At 72.3% G+C, this 15719-nt stretch carries 9 protein-coding genes; 7 read left to right on the top strand and 2 right to left on the bottom strand.

The annotated features are described in order from the left end of the window. Positions 1–386 precede the first annotated feature (386 nt). Positions 387–3242, bottom strand: a complete 2856-nt coding sequence (locus ACZ4VW_RS28695; RefSeq protein WP_467967363.1) for a glycoside hydrolase family 3 C-terminal domain-containing protein — start codon at positions 3240–3242, stop codon at positions 387–389. Positions 3243–3573: 331 nt separating this feature from the next. On the opposite strand from ACZ4VW_RS28695, the gene ACZ4VW_RS28690 reads away from it, so the two are divergent. From ACZ4VW_RS28690 to ACZ4VW_RS28660, 7 genes are read left to right on the top strand one after another with little or no spacing between them, the layout of a single operon-like run. Next, entirely contained in the window at positions 3574–5292 is a 1719-nt protein-coding gene (locus ACZ4VW_RS28690; RefSeq protein WP_467967361.1) for an extracellular solute-binding protein, read from the top strand. 2 nt (positions 5293–5294) lie between these two features. Continuing rightward, entirely contained in the window at positions 5295–6329 is a 1035-nt protein-coding gene (locus ACZ4VW_RS28685; protein ID WP_467967359.1) for an ABC transporter permease, read from the top strand. Continuing rightward, positions 6326–7249: a carbohydrate ABC transporter permease gene (locus ACZ4VW_RS28680; RefSeq protein WP_467967357.1), complete on the top strand. Its 924-nt coding sequence runs from the start codon at positions 6326–6328 to the stop codon at positions 7247–7249. Before ACZ4VW_RS28685 ends, ACZ4VW_RS28680 begins: the two co-directional genes overlap by 4 nt. Positions 7250–7309: 60 nt before the next feature. Then, positions 7310–9580, top strand: coding sequence for a 1,4-beta-glucanase (locus tag ACZ4VW_RS28675; protein ID WP_467967355.1), 2271 nt, complete (start codon positions 7310–7312; stop codon positions 9578–9580). Beyond that, positions 9580–11583 carry a beta-galactosidase gene (locus tag ACZ4VW_RS28670; RefSeq protein WP_467967353.1) on the top strand — a complete coding sequence of 668 codons (2004 nt, stop codon included), beginning with the start codon at positions 9580–9582 and terminating at the stop codon, positions 11581–11583. The genes ACZ4VW_RS28675 and ACZ4VW_RS28670 overlap by 1 nt, the downstream gene beginning before the upstream one ends. After that, positions 11580–13868 carry a glycosyl hydrolase family 95 catalytic domain-containing protein gene (locus tag ACZ4VW_RS28665; protein WP_467967351.1) on the top strand — a complete coding sequence of 763 codons (2289 nt, stop codon included), beginning with the start codon at positions 11580–11582 and terminating at the stop codon, positions 13866–13868. Before ACZ4VW_RS28670 ends, ACZ4VW_RS28665 begins: the two co-directional genes overlap by 4 nt. A 22-nt stretch (positions 13869–13890) precedes the next feature. Further along, the gene (locus tag ACZ4VW_RS28660; RefSeq protein ID WP_467967349.1) at positions 13891–14625 is read left to right on the top strand and encodes a glycoside hydrolase family 12 protein; all 735 of its coding nucleotides are present in this window, start codon (positions 13891–13893) and stop codon (positions 14623–14625) included. Here ACZ4VW_RS28660 and ACZ4VW_RS28655 read toward each other — a convergent pair. Beyond that, positions 14612–15631, bottom strand: coding sequence for a LacI family DNA-binding transcriptional regulator (locus ACZ4VW_RS28655; protein ID WP_467967347.1), 1020 nt, complete (start codon positions 15629–15631; stop codon positions 14612–14614). The genes ACZ4VW_RS28660 and ACZ4VW_RS28655 overlap by 14 nt on opposite strands. Positions 15632–15719: the final 88 nt, after the last annotated feature.

Raw genomic sequence — 15719 nt, 5'->3', positions numbered from 1 at the left:
AATGATACGGCATACGAGATGTTACTTGTCGTGACCCGCCCCCCCCCCCCCCCCCCCCCCCCCCCCCCCCCCCCCCCCCAACCCCCCCCCCCCCCCCCCCCCCCCCCCCCTGCGCCCCCCCGGGCCTCCGGGCTCCCAGGGCTGTTCCGCGTGGGCTGATCGGCGGGGACTGTTCCGCGTGGGCTGTTCCGCGTGGGCCGTCCTGCGCAGGGCCGACATGAGTGCACCGAAGTCGTGGGCCGAAGGGCCGGGATGTGCGGGGGCCGATGCACGCGGCCGAAGGGCGCACGTCTCCACCCGTCCCGCCCGCGCACCGGGGACACGACGGGGCCCGGCACCGGAAGGCATCGGTGCCGGGCCCCTCTGGTCGGTCTTCGGCCGGACCCTCAGCCGGCGAAGCCGACCCGCGCGAGGCGAACACGCCCGCGCAGCTCGATGTGCAGGTCCGCCACGCCCTGTGCGAGGACGGTGGAGCCCAGAGTGGTGTACACGTACCGGCCGCCGGTCTCCGGGACGTCGATCTCGGTGAGCGGCGTGCGGCCGTCCAGCGAGAGCCCGATCCGGCCCGCGCCCGCGACCTCCACGGCCACCTCGGTGACGCCGTCCCCGAAGTCGCAGCTCCTGAAGACCAGCCGGCCGGGCGTCGACGGATCGGCGGGGGCCACGGCATCGCCCGACACCTTGGTCAGATCGACGATCTCCGTGCCCGTCTGCTCGTCGTGGTCGACGGCGGCGAGGCCGTGCTCCAGGACGGGTCGAGGCCCCGGTCGTATCCCCTCGATCTCGATGACGGCCGACCCGCGCGGATCCGCGCTGGACGGGCCGATCCGGAACTCGTACGGCCCCGGCTCCACCGTCCACCGCCCGTGCGCCACGTCCCAGAAGCCGAGCGCGCAGAGCGGGATCTCGAACGACAACGTCTCGGAGGCGCCCGGTCGCAGCGGCAGCCGGCGGTGCGCGACCAGCTCGCCGTGCGGGCGCGGTACGGACGGGGCGACGGCCCGCACGTACACCTGGGCCACCTCGTCCGAGGCGACGGTGCCGGTGTTGGTGACCGTGCATCCGACCCGTACCACCTCGCCGTCGACCGCGGCCGACAGCTCGCCGTACGCGAACGACGTGTACGACAGGCCGTGTCCGAAGGGGAACAGCGGTGTGCCGTCGAAGTACAGATACGTCTGTCGCCCGCCGATGATGTCGTAGTCCAGCATCCCGGGCAGGTCCGCGTCGGCCGCGTACCAGGTCTGTGGCAGCCGGCCCGCGGGGGAGACGTCACCGGCGAGCACGCGGGCCAGCGCCGTGCCCGCGGCCTGGCCGCCGTGCGCCGTCCAGAGCAGCGCGGGCAGCGCGGCGGCGGCCTCCGGTACGGCGTACGGGTAGGAGGAGACGAGGAGCAGCGCGGTGCGGGGATTGGCGGCGTGGGCCGCCCGCCACAGCCGGTCCTGCTGTGCGGGAAGCGCCAGCGTCGTGCGGTCCTCGGTCTCGCGACCGCACAGATGCGGATCGTTGCCCGCCACCACGAGGACCGCATCGGCGTCGGCGGCGGCCCGTGCCACCGCGTCCTCCCCCCGCTCGACGGTCTCGACCGTGAAGATCTCGGCGGATTCCCGCTCGGCGGCAACCTTCACGCCGTCGGCGGCGACAGAGACGTATCCGCCGGTCCCGACGTGCGCCAGGAGGTGACCCGTCCCATGCGCCTCCCACCGGAAGACCTCCTGGACGACCCAGCCCCCCGGCTGGTCGGCCGAGGCCCGCACCCATTGGTCGTCGGCGACCGAGAGATAGCGTCCGTCCGGGGCGCGCAGGGTGAGCAGTCCGTCGCCCCAGTCGACCAGCGCCAGCTCCGACCCCTCGGCGTCCGTGGTCAGCGGCGGGAGGTCGGTGCGTCCGGCGATCAGGGCGGGATCCAGGGCGCCCTCGGCCGCGCGCGCCGTCTTCGGGGCGCCGCCCTCCGGGACGCGCAGCCGGGCGCCGGAGGCGGTCCGCAGCCGCACCCGGTCCACGCCCTCCGCGAAGACGACGCGATCGGCGCCGAACCGCTCGCGCAGCCCGTCCAGCGGGGTGGAGCGGTGCAGCAGTGTCCCGCTGTACCAGTCGAGTTTGCACTCGTCGGCGAGCAGCCCCACGACCGCGATCCGGGCGGCGGGGCGCAACGGCAGCAGACCGTCCGCGCCGTCGACCGGGTCGTTCTTGAGCAGGACGACGGCCTGCTCGGCGGCTTCCCGGGCCAGCGCCCGGTGCGCGGGCGTGTCGAAGTCCCTCTCGTCCGCGTACGGGTCCAGCTCCGGATCGAACTCGCCGAGCGCGAAACGCACGGCCAGCTGGCGGCGGACGGCCCGGTCGATGTCCTCCTGGTCGATCAGGCCCCGCTCCAGCGCGCCGCGCAGCCGGGCCACGATCGTCGAACTGTCGGTGCCGTGGTCCGTGAAGGAGTCGACGCCGGCGCGCAACGCCGCGGCCGTCGCCTCCTCGTGCGTGGCGAAGTACTTCTCGGAGTCGACGAGGTTGGAGGGCGCGCCGGCGTCCGAGCAGACCAGGAGCTCCTGGTCCGTCCAGGTCCTCAAGTGGTCCTCCAGATACGGCGAGAGGTGGTTGGGCCGCCCGTTGACCAGGTTGTACGCGGGCATGACGCCGGCGACCGCGCCCGCCTCCACGGCGCCGCGGAAGGCCCGCAGGTCGTACTCGTGGAGCACCCGCGGGCGGACCGAGGCGGAGGAGGTGTCCCGCTCGGCCTCGTTGTTGTGGGCGAGCCAGTGCTTGAGGACGGGGGCCGTGCGCCAGTACATCGGGTGGTCGCCGCGCAGCCCCCGGGTGTACGCCGTCGCGAGGGCGGAGGTCAGCCCGGGGTCCTCCGAGTAGCCCTCCTCGCCGCGGCCCCACAGCGGGTTGCGCAGCAGATTCACGGTCGGAGCCCAGACGTTGAGCCCGACCCGGTCGTCCTTGGCGCGCATCGCCCGGGCCTCGCGGGAGACGGCCTCGCCGATCCGGCGCACGAGGCCGGGGTTCCAGGTGGCACCGAGACCGACGGCCTGCGGGAACACGGTGGCGGGTCCCATCCAGGCGACGCCGTGCAGGGCCTCCTGACCCGTCCGGAACGCCGCGACGCCGAGCCGGGGCACGGCGGGCGCGAACTGGTGCAGCATCGCGATCCGCTCGTCGGGGGTGAGCCGGCCGAGGAGGTCGTCGACGCGACGGCCGACAGCGGTCGCGGGGTCACGGAAGAGCGGCCGTTGAGCGGTCACGTACAAATCCCTTGGGCAGAGGAGAGCGAGTGGTTTTCGAAGCGCTTCGATGCTCGACTCCGCACGAGGGTGTGTCAAGGCGTCCGGAGTCATCTCGTCGCATCGGCCCTCACGGCAGGCGAGTTCGGCGGTCGAGAGCCGAGGAATCTTGGAATCGGCTCTTGCCGGGGTGGTGACGTTCACTTAACCTCGCAGCAACATCGAAGCGCTTCGACAGTGCGTGTCGACAGCGCCGCGGGCCGCCGCGCCCGCCCGCTCCACCTCACACACCGCAGCCGACCGGCGGCCCGCTTCCGCCGGATGTCCTGGCGCGCCACGAAGGGTTGACGCAATGACGCCGAACGCCGTCACCACGGGTTCCCCGAGCTCCCCGGGGATCTCCGGGAACTCCTCCCCGAGCCGGAGAGGCTTCCTCGGTTCCACCGCGGTCGCCGCGGTCGCCGTGGCCGGCGGGATGCCGCTCCTCGCGGCCTGCGGCGGCGGGGAGAGCGGGAAGAAGGACGGCACGACCACCGGGAAGGACGCCCAGAAGATCCTCCCCGCGTACGTCGCACGCACCGTCGTCACCCCCGACATCGCCCCCAAGAACGGCTCGGCGGCCGGATTCACCCGCCCCATCGCCAAGGAGCGGCTCGCCACCTCGGTCTCCGGCAAGCGCGGCAAGGGCAGCACGATCCGCGTCATGGCCCCGCTCTGGGGCACCCCGCCGGCCAACGACAACCCCTATTACACGGCCATGAACGAGGCCATCGGCGTCAAGACCGTCTGGCAGAACCAGGACGGCAACGTCTACGACCAGAAGCTCGGCGCCGTCCTCGCCTCCAGCGACATCCCGGACCTCGTCGTCGTCCCCGGCTGGAACCTCGGCGGCAAGATCCCCAGCGCCATCAACGCCAAGTTCGAGGACCTCGGCCCGTACCTCTCCGGGGACAGGATCAAGGCGTACCCGAACCTCGCCGCCATCCCCACCGACGCCTGGCAGCGCTCGATCTTCGGCGGCAAGCTGCGCGGACTGCCCATGCCGGCCTCGTACGTCACCAACATCGCGCCCTTCTACCGCAAGGACGTCTTCGACGCGAAAGGCTGGCAACTCCCGAAGAGCGCCGAGGAGTTCCTCGCCCTCGCCAAGGAGATGACCAGCGCCAAGGCGAAGGTCTGGGCCTGCGACGACATGACCTGGACCGCGTTCAACATGTTCGGGGTCCTCTCCGGCAGCGAGAAGTCCCTCGGCTGGCACCTGGTCGACGGCAAGCTGGTCAACCGCATCGAGACGCAGGAGTACCTCGAAGCCCTGGAGTGGAGCCGCAAGCTCTACGACGCGGGCCTGGTCCACCCGGACGCCAGGGCGCAGAACCAGGGCGACGCCGGCAACCGCTTCACCTCGGGACAGGTCCTCGTCTACAACAACGACATCTCCCACTGGTACGCCAAGACCACCGAACAGGCCGCGCAGAACCCCGAGTTCGCCATCTCCGCCATGGACATCCCGGGCCACGCGGGCGGCGACCCCACGCTCTGGGCGACGAACCCGGCCAACATCTGGGCCTTCGTGAAGAAGGGCAGCTCCAGGACGGTCGTCGAGGACATCCTCGCCATCGCCGACTTCACCGCCGCCCCGTACGGCACCAAGGAGCGGATGCTGACCGACTACGGCGTCGAGGGCATCGACCACACGGTCAAGGACGGCCTCCCGGTCAAGACCGACCAGGGCAACAACGAGGTCAACAGCTCCTGGCTCTTCGTCGCCAACCCCGCCCCCTACGTCGCCCACCCCGACACCCCCGAGGTCACCCGCGCGATGGTCGAGTGGCAGCAGCGCATGGGCGCCTTCACCATCAAGTCCTCCTTCTACGGCATGACCGTCACCGAGCCCTCCCAGTGGATCGGCCTGATGAACGACTTCGAGCAGCTGGAGAAGGACATCGTCCGCGGCCGCAGGAAGCTGTCCGACATGCAGCAGGCGGTGTCGGAATGGAAGAGCAAGGGTGGCGACCAGCTGCGCGACTGGTACAAGAAGCTGCTCGATTCCCACGGGTCCGCGGCGAGCTGACCGTGGCCACGCTCCATCCGCACCGGCCGGAGGACCGGCAGAAGCCGGCCCGGCCCACGACGGTCGCCCCGGCCGCCCCGGTCGCCTCCGACGCGCCCCGCGCCTCGGCGAAGGTCCCCCTCGGCCGCCGTCTCCGGCGGGACCGGACCCTGCTCCTGATGACGCTGCCCGCGCTCGTCCTGGTCCTGGTCTTCAACTACGTACCGATCCTCGGCGCTGTGATCGCCTTCCAGGACTACGACCCCTACGTCTCCACCAACGGCGTCACCGCCATGCTGGAGAGCCCCTGGGTCGGGTTCGCCCAGTTCGAGCGGGTCTTCTCCGACCCCTCGTTCTGGCACGCGGTGGAGAACACATTCGTCCTGTTCCTCCTCCAGCTCGTCCTGTACTTCCCCGTGCCGATCGCCCTCGCCCTGCTCATCAACAGCGTGCTCAGGCCCCGGCTGCGGGCGATGATCCAGGCGGTGCTGTACCTGCCGCACTTCTTCTCCTGGGTGCTGGTCGTCACCGTCTTCCAGCAGATCCTCGGCGGCGCCGGCATCATCGCGCAGACGCTGCGGGAGCGCGGCCACGAGGGCTTCGACCTCATGACCGACCCCGAGATCTTCAAGTACCTGGTCACGGCGGAGGGCATCTGGAAGGACGCGGGCTGGGGCATCATCGTCTTCCTCGCGGCCCTCGCCGCCGTCAACCAGGACCTCTACGAGGCCGCGGCCATGGACGGTGCCAACCGCCGGCGCCGCATGTGGCACGTCACGCTGCCCGCGCTGCGCCCGATCATCGCGCTGCTCCTCGTCCTGCGCGTCGGCGACGCGCTCACCGTCGGCTTCGAGCAGCTGCTGCTCCAACGCGACGCGGTGGGCCCCGGCGCGGCCGAGGTCCTCGACACCTTCGTGTGGTGGACGGGTCTGCGCAGCCAGGACTTCAGCTACGCGGCCGCCGCCGGACTGATCAAGGGAGTCGTCGGCCTCGTGCTGGTGCTCTCGGCGAACAAGGCCGCCCATCTCATGGGCGAGCAGGGGGTGTACCGGAAATGACCGTGACGACGACGGCCCGCGGCCGCTGGGCCGCTCCCGCCCGGCCCGTCTGGGAGGAGCCGCCCACCCGCGCCGGCCTCACGGCCAAGGCCGCGGTGCTCGGACTCGCCTGCCTCGCGGTGCTCTTCCCGCTGTGGATCGTGATCGTCACCAGCCTCTCCTCCAAGAAGACGATCACGGAGGCCGGCGGACTGGTCATCGTCCCCAAGGACATCACCTTCATCGCCTACCAGGAGCTGCTCAGCGGCGGCCAGGTCACCCGCGCCGCGCTCGTCAGCGTCGGTGTGACGGTGGCGGGAACCGTCTTCTCCATGGCGGTGTCCATCCTCTGCGCCTACGGGCTTTCCCGGCCGGGCTCGCTCGGCCACCGCGCCATCCTGCTCACCCTGATGGCCACCATGTTCTTCGGCGCCGGACTGATCCCCACCTACCTGCTGGTGCAGACCCTCGGCCTGACGGACACCTATCTGGCGCTGATCCTCCCCAGCGCGGTCAGCGTCTTCAACATCCTGGTCCTGCGCGGCTTCTTCATGGGAGTCTCGCCCGAACTCATCGACAGCGCCCGTATCGACGGCGCCGGCGACCTGCGGATCCTCTGGCAGATCGTGATGCCACTGTCCCGCGCCGTGATCGCCGTGATCACCCTCTTCTACGCCGTCGGCTACTGGAGCGCCTGGTTCAACGCCTCCATCTACCTCAGCGACCAGAAGATGATGCCGCTCCAGAACGTCCTGATCCAGCTCGTGCAGAAGCAGGAGATCCCGGTGGGCCTCGGCCAGGCCGTCAAGGCCGGCTCGCTGTCCGGGGTCGCCGTCCAGATGGCCGTCATGGTCCTCGCCCTGGTCCCCGTCGCCGTCTTCTCCCCCTTCGTCCAGAAGCACTTCAAGAAGGGCATGCTCACCGGCGCGGTCAAGGGCTGAGCCCTCCGCGCGCCGCTGCGCCGTCCCCCACCTTCCTCCCCGTCGAGCGCGAGGTTCGCCATGCCGCCGTCCCTTCCCGTGCCCACACCGTCGTCCGTCACGGTCTCCCGGCGTACCGTCCTCGCCGGCGCCGCCGCCGCGACCGCCGCCACCGCCCTGCCGGGGCTCCCCGGCACGGCGCACGCCGCACCCGCCGCCGGCCCCGCGGTCCGCGCCGCCGCACGCCCCGACTCCGGCGCCGCGAGCACTCCCTACCGCTGGCGCACCGCGGTCATCGGCGGCACCGGCTTCATCACCGGCGTCCTCTTCCACCCCGCCGTACGCGGCCTCGCCTACGCCCGCACCGACATCGGCGGCGCCTACCGCTGGGACGCCCGCGCCGCCCGATGGACCCCGCTCACCGACCACCTCGGCTGGGACGACTGGAACCTCCTCGGCGTCGAGGCGATCGCCGTCGACCCCGCCCACCCCGACCGGCTGTACCTGGCGCTGGGCACCTACAGTCAGCCGTGGGCGGGCAACGGCGCCGTACTGCGCTCGGAGGACCGCGGCGCGACCTGGGCCCGCACCGACCTCACCGTCAAGCTCGGCGCCAACGAGGACGGCCGGGGCACGGGCGAGCGCCTCCTCGTCGACCCGCGCGGCAGCGACACCCTGTGGCTGGGCACCCGCCACGACGGCCTCCTCAAGTCCACCGACCGGGGAGCCACCTGGGCACCCGCGACCGGCTTCCCCGCCCAGCCCTCGGCGACCGGCCAGGGCGTCACCTTCCTCGTCGCCGCCGGCCGCACCGTCTACGCCGGCTGGGGCGACGACGGCGCCACTCTGCTCCGCTCGACCGCCACCGGCTGGGAGCCCGTCCCCGGCCGGCCGGCCGGCACCGCCGCCAAGGTCCCGATCCGCGCCGCGTACGACGCCTGCGCCCGCGAGCTGTACGTCACCTACGCCGACGCGCCCGGCCCCAACGGCCAGACCACCGGATCGGTGCACAAGCTGCACACCGTCACCGGCCGCTGGACCGAGGTCACCCCCGTCCGCCCGGGCGGCACGACCTCCGCCGGCAGCCCCGACACCTTCGGCTACGGCGGCGTCGCCGTCGACGCCCGCCGCCCCGGCACCGTCGTGGTCTCCACGAACAACCGCTGGGCGGACGTCGACACCCTCTTCCGCTCCACCGACGGCGGCGCGACCTGGACCTCTCTCAAGAACACCGCGGTCTTCGACGTGTCGGAGACCCCCTTCCTGAAGTGGGGCGAGGAACACCCCAAGTTCGGCTGGTGGATCCAGGCACTCGCCCTGGACCCCTTCGACGCGAAGCACCTGCTCTACGGAACGGGCGCGACGCTCTACGCGACCCGGGACCTCACCCACTGGGCCCCGCGCGTCCGCGGCCTGGAGGAGTCCGCCGTACGCCAGCTGATCTCGCCGCCGGTCGGGACGGCGCACCTGATCAGCGGGCTCGGCGACATCGGCGTCATGTACCACGACAGCCTCACGGCGTCCCCCTCCGACGGCATGGCCACGCATCCGGTGTTCGGGTCGGCGACCGGACTCGCGCAGGCCGCGCTGCGGCCGCACCATGTCGTCCGCACCGGCTGGGGCGACCACGGCAACGGCGCGTACTCCACCGACGGGGGCCGGACCTGGGCGCCCTTCTCCGCCCAGCCCCCCATCGCCAAGGACGCACCGGGACCGATCGCCCTCGGCGCCGACGCCACGGCACTGCTCTGGTCCTTCGTGCACTGGGACGGCACCAGGCACGCCGCGCACCGCTCCACCGACAACGGTGCGACCTGGACCGAGGTCTCCTCCTTCCCGAAGGGCGCCACGCCGGTCGCCGACCCGGCCGACCCGACGCTCTTCTACGCGTACGACACCGACACAGGAAACGTATACGTGAGCACTGACAGTGGCGCGTCGTTCACGGTCGGTGCGACCGGACTTCCGTCCGGCGACACCCAGTTCCGCATCGCCGCCGCCCCCGGCCGCCGCGGCCACCTCTGGCTCTCCGCCAAGTGGAACGGCCTCTACCGCTCCACCGACGCCGGCCGCACCTTCACCAAGGTGACCAGCTGCTGGGCCTCGTACGCCCTCGGCTTCGGCAAGGCGGCCCAGGACCCCGGCTACCCGGCGATCTACCAGACCGGCGCCACCGCCGACTTCGTCGGCGTGTACCGCTCCGACGACGAGGGCGCGAGCTGGACCCGTATCAACGACGACGCCCACCAGTGGGGATGGACGGGCGAGGTGATCACCGGCGATCCGCGCCTCTACGGCCGCGTCTACCTCGGCACCAACGGCCGAGGCATCCAGTACGGGGACATCGCCTGATGCCCGGCCTCGACGACGTGACCCGCCCCCACGGCGGACGGCCGGACCGCCCGGCGCGCATCCTCTTCGGCGGCGACTACAACCCCGAGCAGTGGCCCGAGGAGACCTGGCCCGAGGACATCCGCCTGATGAAGGAAGCCGGCGTCAACTCGGTCACCGTCGGTGTCTTCTCCTGGGCCAGGATCGAACCCCGCCCCGGCGCCCGCGAGTTCGGCTGGCTCGACCGGCTCATGGACCTCCTGCACGCCCACGGCATCGGGGTCGTGCTCGCCACCCCCACCTCCTCGCCCCCGCCCTGGATGGGACGCCTCCACCCCGAGACCCTGCCCCGCGACGCCGACGGCCGGACCGAGTGGTGGGGGTCCCGGCAGCACTTCTCCCACTCCAGCCCGGTCTACCGGCGCCACGCCGCCGCCCTCACGGAAGACCTCGCCGCCCGCTACGGCAGCCACCCCGCCCTGACCATGTGGCACATCAACAACGAGTACTGCACCTTCGACTGGGGCGACGAGGCCGCCCGCACCTTCCGCGGCTGGCTCCAGGAGAGGTACGGAACCCTCGACGCGCTCAACACGGCCTGGGGAACCGCCTTCTGGAGCCAGGGCTACGACAGCTGGGACGAGATCCTGCCGCCCCGGCACGCCCACTACATGAAGAACCCCGCCCACGTGCTCGACTTCCGGCGCTACACCTCAGACATGCTCCTGGAGTGCTACCGCGCCGAGCGGGACATCGTGCGCCGCCACACCCCCCACGTCCCGGTCACCACCAACTTCATGCCCTTCTGGACCGGCCAGGACGCCTGGACCTGGGCCCGCGAGGAAGACCTCGTCTCCGTCGACATCTACCCCGACCCCAAGGATCCGTACGGCGGCCAGTACAACGCCATGATCGGCGACATGACCCGCTCCCAGGCGGGCGGCGGACCCTGGATGGTGATGGAGCAGGCGGCGGGACCCGTCAACTGGCGAGGCGTCAACCACCCCAAGCCGCAGGGCCTCAACCGCCTGTGGTCCCTCCAGTCCGTCGCCCACGGAGCCGACGCCCTGTGCTACTTCCAGTGGCGGCAGTCCCGCCAGGGCGCGGAGAAGTTCCACTCCGGCATGCTCGGCCACGCCGGGGAGAAGGGCCGGGTCTTCCAGGAGGTCAAGGAGATCGGCCGCGAACTCGCCCTCCTCGGCGAGCAGGTCGCCGGCCGGCGCGTTCGGGCGGACGTCGCCGTCCTGCACGACTGGAACTCCTGGTGGGCCGGCGACCAGGACGGCCGGCTCTCCCACCTCGTCGACCACGCCGAGATCGTCCGCGCCTGGCACCGCGCCCTGTGGGAGTCCCACACCACCACCGCCTTCGCACACCCCGCGCACGACCTGTCCGCCTACCGCCTCGTCGTCGTCCCGCACCTCTACCTCCTCGACGACACCGCGATCGAGAACCTGCTCGCCCACGTACGCGGCGGCGGCACCCTCGTCTGCGGCTTCCTCACCGGCGTGGCCGACGAGGACGACCGCGTACGCCCCGGCGGCATGGACCCCCGCCTGCGCGAACTGCTGGGGATCGACGTCCTCCACGAGTGGTGGCCGCTCGACGCCGGGGAGCGCGTCGACTGCGGGGACTTCCACGGCACGCTGTGGTCCGAGGAGCTGGCGCCCGCACCGGGCGCTCAGACCGTCGCCGCCTACCGGGGCGGGGAGCTCGACGGTCTGCCGGCCGTGCTCCGTAACGGCCGCGCCTGGTACGTCTCCACCCTGCCCGAGCCCGGCGCGCTGCGCGCGCTTCTCACCCGGATCGCCCAGGACGCCGGAGTGGGGCCCGTCCTCGACGGCCTGCCGGACGGCGTCGAGGCCGTCCGCCGCGGCGAGCTGCTCTTCGTGCTGAACCATCACCGCGACGAGGCCACCGTGAAGATCCCGGGGCACCACCGGGACCTGCTCACCGGCACACGCGTCGACGGCACACTGCGCCTGGACCGGTACGGCGTCGCGGTCCTGGAGGAACCGGCATGACGGCCGCGGCGGGGGAGTCCGGTCCCGTCCACGGCACCTGGGAGGCGGCGCCCGCGGACCGCTGGGAGGACGCGTCCCTCAGCGGCAACGGCCGGCACGGGGCCATGGTCCTCGGCGACCCGGACGACGACCGGGTGATCGTCACCCACCACGGGCTCGTCCGGCCGAACAACGCCGAGGAGGACACCCGACCCCCGCGCCTCGCCGACCGGCTGGCGGGGCTGCAGGACCGGTTGCTCGCCGGGGACGTCGCCGCAGCCGAACGGTTCACCGACGGCCGGCCCCTGCGCTGGGTCCGCCCCTTCCACCCCGCCTTCCAGATCCGGCTGCGCGGGCAGGACGGCGGATCGGCGCGGGGGTACCGCAGAGCCGTCGACTTCACCACGGGAGTGGTGACCTCGGTGCGCGGTGCGCGGCGCGGCGAGGTCGTCGTCTCGCGCGCCGACGACGTGATCCTGCAGTACGTGACCGGCCCCGGCCCCGCGGCCGAACTCCACCTCGACCACCGGCTCCCGGGCGTCCCGGCGGACCTGACCGTCGGCCGGGGCGTGGCGCTCACCCCCGACGGCGTCCTGCTCACCCTCCGGGCGGGATACCCCGGCAGCCGTCTCGCCTACACGGGCGTGGCCCTGGCGGTCACGGACGGCGGCAGGACGGCGATCACCAGGGCGGGCGTACGGTTCATGGACGCCCGCGAGCTGCTCGTCCTGACGCGGGTGCGCCGACACGAGGGTGATCTGGACACGGTCGCCGAGGCGGAGCACCTGCGGGCGCTCCTCCGCGCCGACGAGACGCCGACGCCCCCGGGCCCGGGCCCGGCCGCCACCGAACGGGACGCCTCGCTCACGCCCCTCGCCGCCGCCTACGCCCGACTGCTCGACCGTCATACCGCCCTGCACCGGGCCGCCTACGGTCGCGTCACCCTCGATCTCCGTGCCGACCCGGCCGAGCGCGCGCTCCCCGGTGCCGCGCTCCTGCGCCGTCCGCGGAGCCCCGCGCTCATGGAGCGGCTCTTCGCCGCCGGTCGGTACCACCTGCTGTCCGCCTCCGGCATGCTGCCGCCCCGGCTGACCGGACTGTGGACCGGCGACTGGAACACCGCCTGGTCCGGTGCCTTCACCACCAACGCCAACCTCAACCTCCAGACCGCCTCCGCCGTCGCCGCCGACCTCCCCGAGGTGGTGGACGCGCATGCCCGGCTGATCATGGGCCAGTTGGCCGACTGGCGGGACAACGCCCGCAGCGTCTTCGGTGCCCGGGGCGTCGTCGCCCCCTCCCACACCGACGGAGTCAGCGGCCACACCTATCACTTCAGCCGCGAGTACCCCCTCCACCTCTGGACGGCGGGAGCCGACTGGCTCCTGAAACCGCTCGTCGACCACGACGAGTCCCGAGGGACCCGCGACCCCCGCCTCGCCGCCGTCCTCGCCGAAGTGGCCGACTTCTACGAGGACTTCCTCACCCGGACCGGGCCGGACGGCAACGTCGTCGTGGTGCCCTCCTACTCGCCCGAGAACCGGCCCGCCCACGCGAGCTGGGGGGCGATCAACGCGACCATGGACCTCACCGCCGCCCGGCACGCGCTGCGGACCGCCGCCTCCTACCGGCCCGGCCCCGCCGCGGACCGCCGCCGCGCGCTCGCCGGCCGGCTGCCCCCGTACCGGATCAACGCCGACGGGGCGCTCGCCGAATGGGCCTGGCCCGGTCTCGGCGACACCTACGACCACCGCCACCTCAGCCATCTCTACGCCGTCTGGCCGCTCCACGAGATCAACCCGTACGACACCCCCGACCTGGCGCGCGCCGCCCACCGCGCCCTCGCCCTGCGCGGCGCCGAGAACGACTCCGCCCACGGCCACCTGCACCAGGCCCTGGTAGCGGCCCGCCTCCGGGACGCTCCCCGGGCGGAATCCGCTCTGCACCGGGTCCTCGCGGGTGACTACTTCCACGGCTCCCTGATGAGCTCCCACTACCCGGGCCGTGACGTCTACAACGCCGACGCCGCGCACGCCCTGCCCGCCGTGCTCATCGAGATGCTGGTGCAGTCGACGCCCGATCGCCTCGTCCTGCTGCCCGCGCCCCCCGCCGCGTATCCGAGCGGCCGGATCACCGGCATCCGCACCCGCTTCGGCGCCCGTGTCGACCTGACCTGGGCGCCGGGGACGTACACCGCGGTCGTCCGCCCCTCCCGCAGCCACCGGATCGACCTCCGAAGCCCCGCCGGCGCGCACCCGCTCGACCTGTGCGCCGGCGTCGACCGCGTCCTCACCCCCGAGACGCGGTAACCCCCCCACGGAAGGACCGACCATGGCACCACGCACGACCGCGGCCGCCCGGTTCCGCACCGCGCTGCTGGCACCCGTCCTCGCCCTCGGCGCCACGCTGGGCCTCGCCGCCGCCCCCGCCCAGGCGGCCGTCTGGAACAGCTGCGACCGATGGGGCAACACCACGCTCGGCGGATACACGCTCTACAACAACATCTGGGGCTCGGGAGCGGGCAGCCAGTGCGTGTGGGCCAACTCCGGCACCAACTGGGGAGTCTGGGCCGACCACCCGGACACCGGCGGCATCAAGTCGTACCCCAACGCCAAGAAGGTGGTGAACCGGAAGATCAGCGCCATGACCACGCTGACCAGCAGCTACAACGTCACGGTGCCGTCCTCCGGGGCGCACAACAGCTCGTACGATATCTGGGACACCGACCACGACTACGAGATCATGCTCTGGGTCAACGCGACCGGCCCCGTCGGGGCGCTCGGCGACCACCAGGGCACGGCGACCCTCGGCGGCCACACCTGGTCCGTGTACAAGGGGAAGGTCTACAACGCCGACGGCTCGTACCACGAGGTGTTCTCGTTCCTGCGGACCTCCGACTCGACCGCCGGCACCGTGAACATCCTGCCGATCCTGAAGTGGATCAAGGACACGAAGAAGTGGATGGGCGACGAGACCATCGGCGACGTCCAGTTCGGCTTCGAGATCACCTCGTCGTCCGGCGGCAAGGACTTCCGCACCAACAGTCTGACCGTCAGCTCCGGTTGACCGACGGTGCGGGCCCCGAGCTGTCCCGCACGGTCAGCTCGGGCGGCAGGAGTACGACCCCCTCGTCCGGCCGGCCCCGCAGCTTGGCCATGAGGAGCTCCACCGCCCGCCGCCCGAGCTCCTGCGCGGGAACCGCGACGGAGGTGAGCCGTACGGACGCCTGGACGGCCACCTGTTCGGGGCAGACCGCGACCACCGAGACGTCCTCCGGAACCGCCCGCCCGCCCTGCCGCAGCAGGGCGAGCAGCGGCTCCACCGCCGCCTCGTTCTGGACGACGAGACCGGTGGTGCCGGGCCGCTCGTCGAAGATCCTGCCGAGCGTCCCCGCCAGGGAGGCGTAGCCTCCCTCGCACGGGCGGTGCAGCACGCTCAGTCCCAGCTGTGCCGCGCGCCCGCGCAGTCCTTCGAGGGTGCGTTCGGCGAAGCCGGTGTGGCGTTCGTAGACGCCGGGCGCCTCGCCGATGACGGCGAGGTCCCGGTGCCCGAGCGCCGCCAGGTGTTCGGCGCACAGGGCGCCGGTCGCGGCGAAGTCGAGGTCGACGCAGGTGAGCCCGGAGTGATCGGCCGGCAGGCCGACGAGGACGGCGGGCTGGCCGCCCTCGCGGAGCAACGGCAGCCGCTCGTCCTCGAGTTGGATGTCCATCAGGATCATGGCCTCGGCGAGGCCGCTGCCGGTGACGCGCCGTACGGCCGCGGGCCCTTCCTCGCCCGTCAGGAGGAGGACGTCGTAGCCGTGTTCGCGTGCGGTGGTGGCGATGGCGAGGGCGATCTCCATCATCACCGGTAGGTACATGTCGGTGCGCAGCGGCACCATCAGGGCGATGATCCGGGACCGGTTGCTGGCGAGGGCGCGGGCACCGGCGTGCGGGTGGTAGCCCAGGTGCTCGATGCTGTCGTGGACGCGCTGCCGGGTGACGGCGGAGATGGAACGCTTGCCGCTGAGGACGTAGCTCACCGTGCTGGCCGACACTCCGGCGTGCCGGGCGACCTCGGCAAGGGTGACCATCCCCACTCCCGATCGTGTGAAGCGCTTCGACAACGGCAAGCGCTGCTTGTGTAGCTCTGAACAGGGAGACGGTATCTCGGGCCCTGGC

It is taken from the genome of Streptomyces sp. NPDC029139, assembly GCF_055564335.1.
The sequence above is the reverse complement of the archived record's forward strand: the minus strand, read 5'-3'. Positions and strand labels throughout refer to the sequence as shown.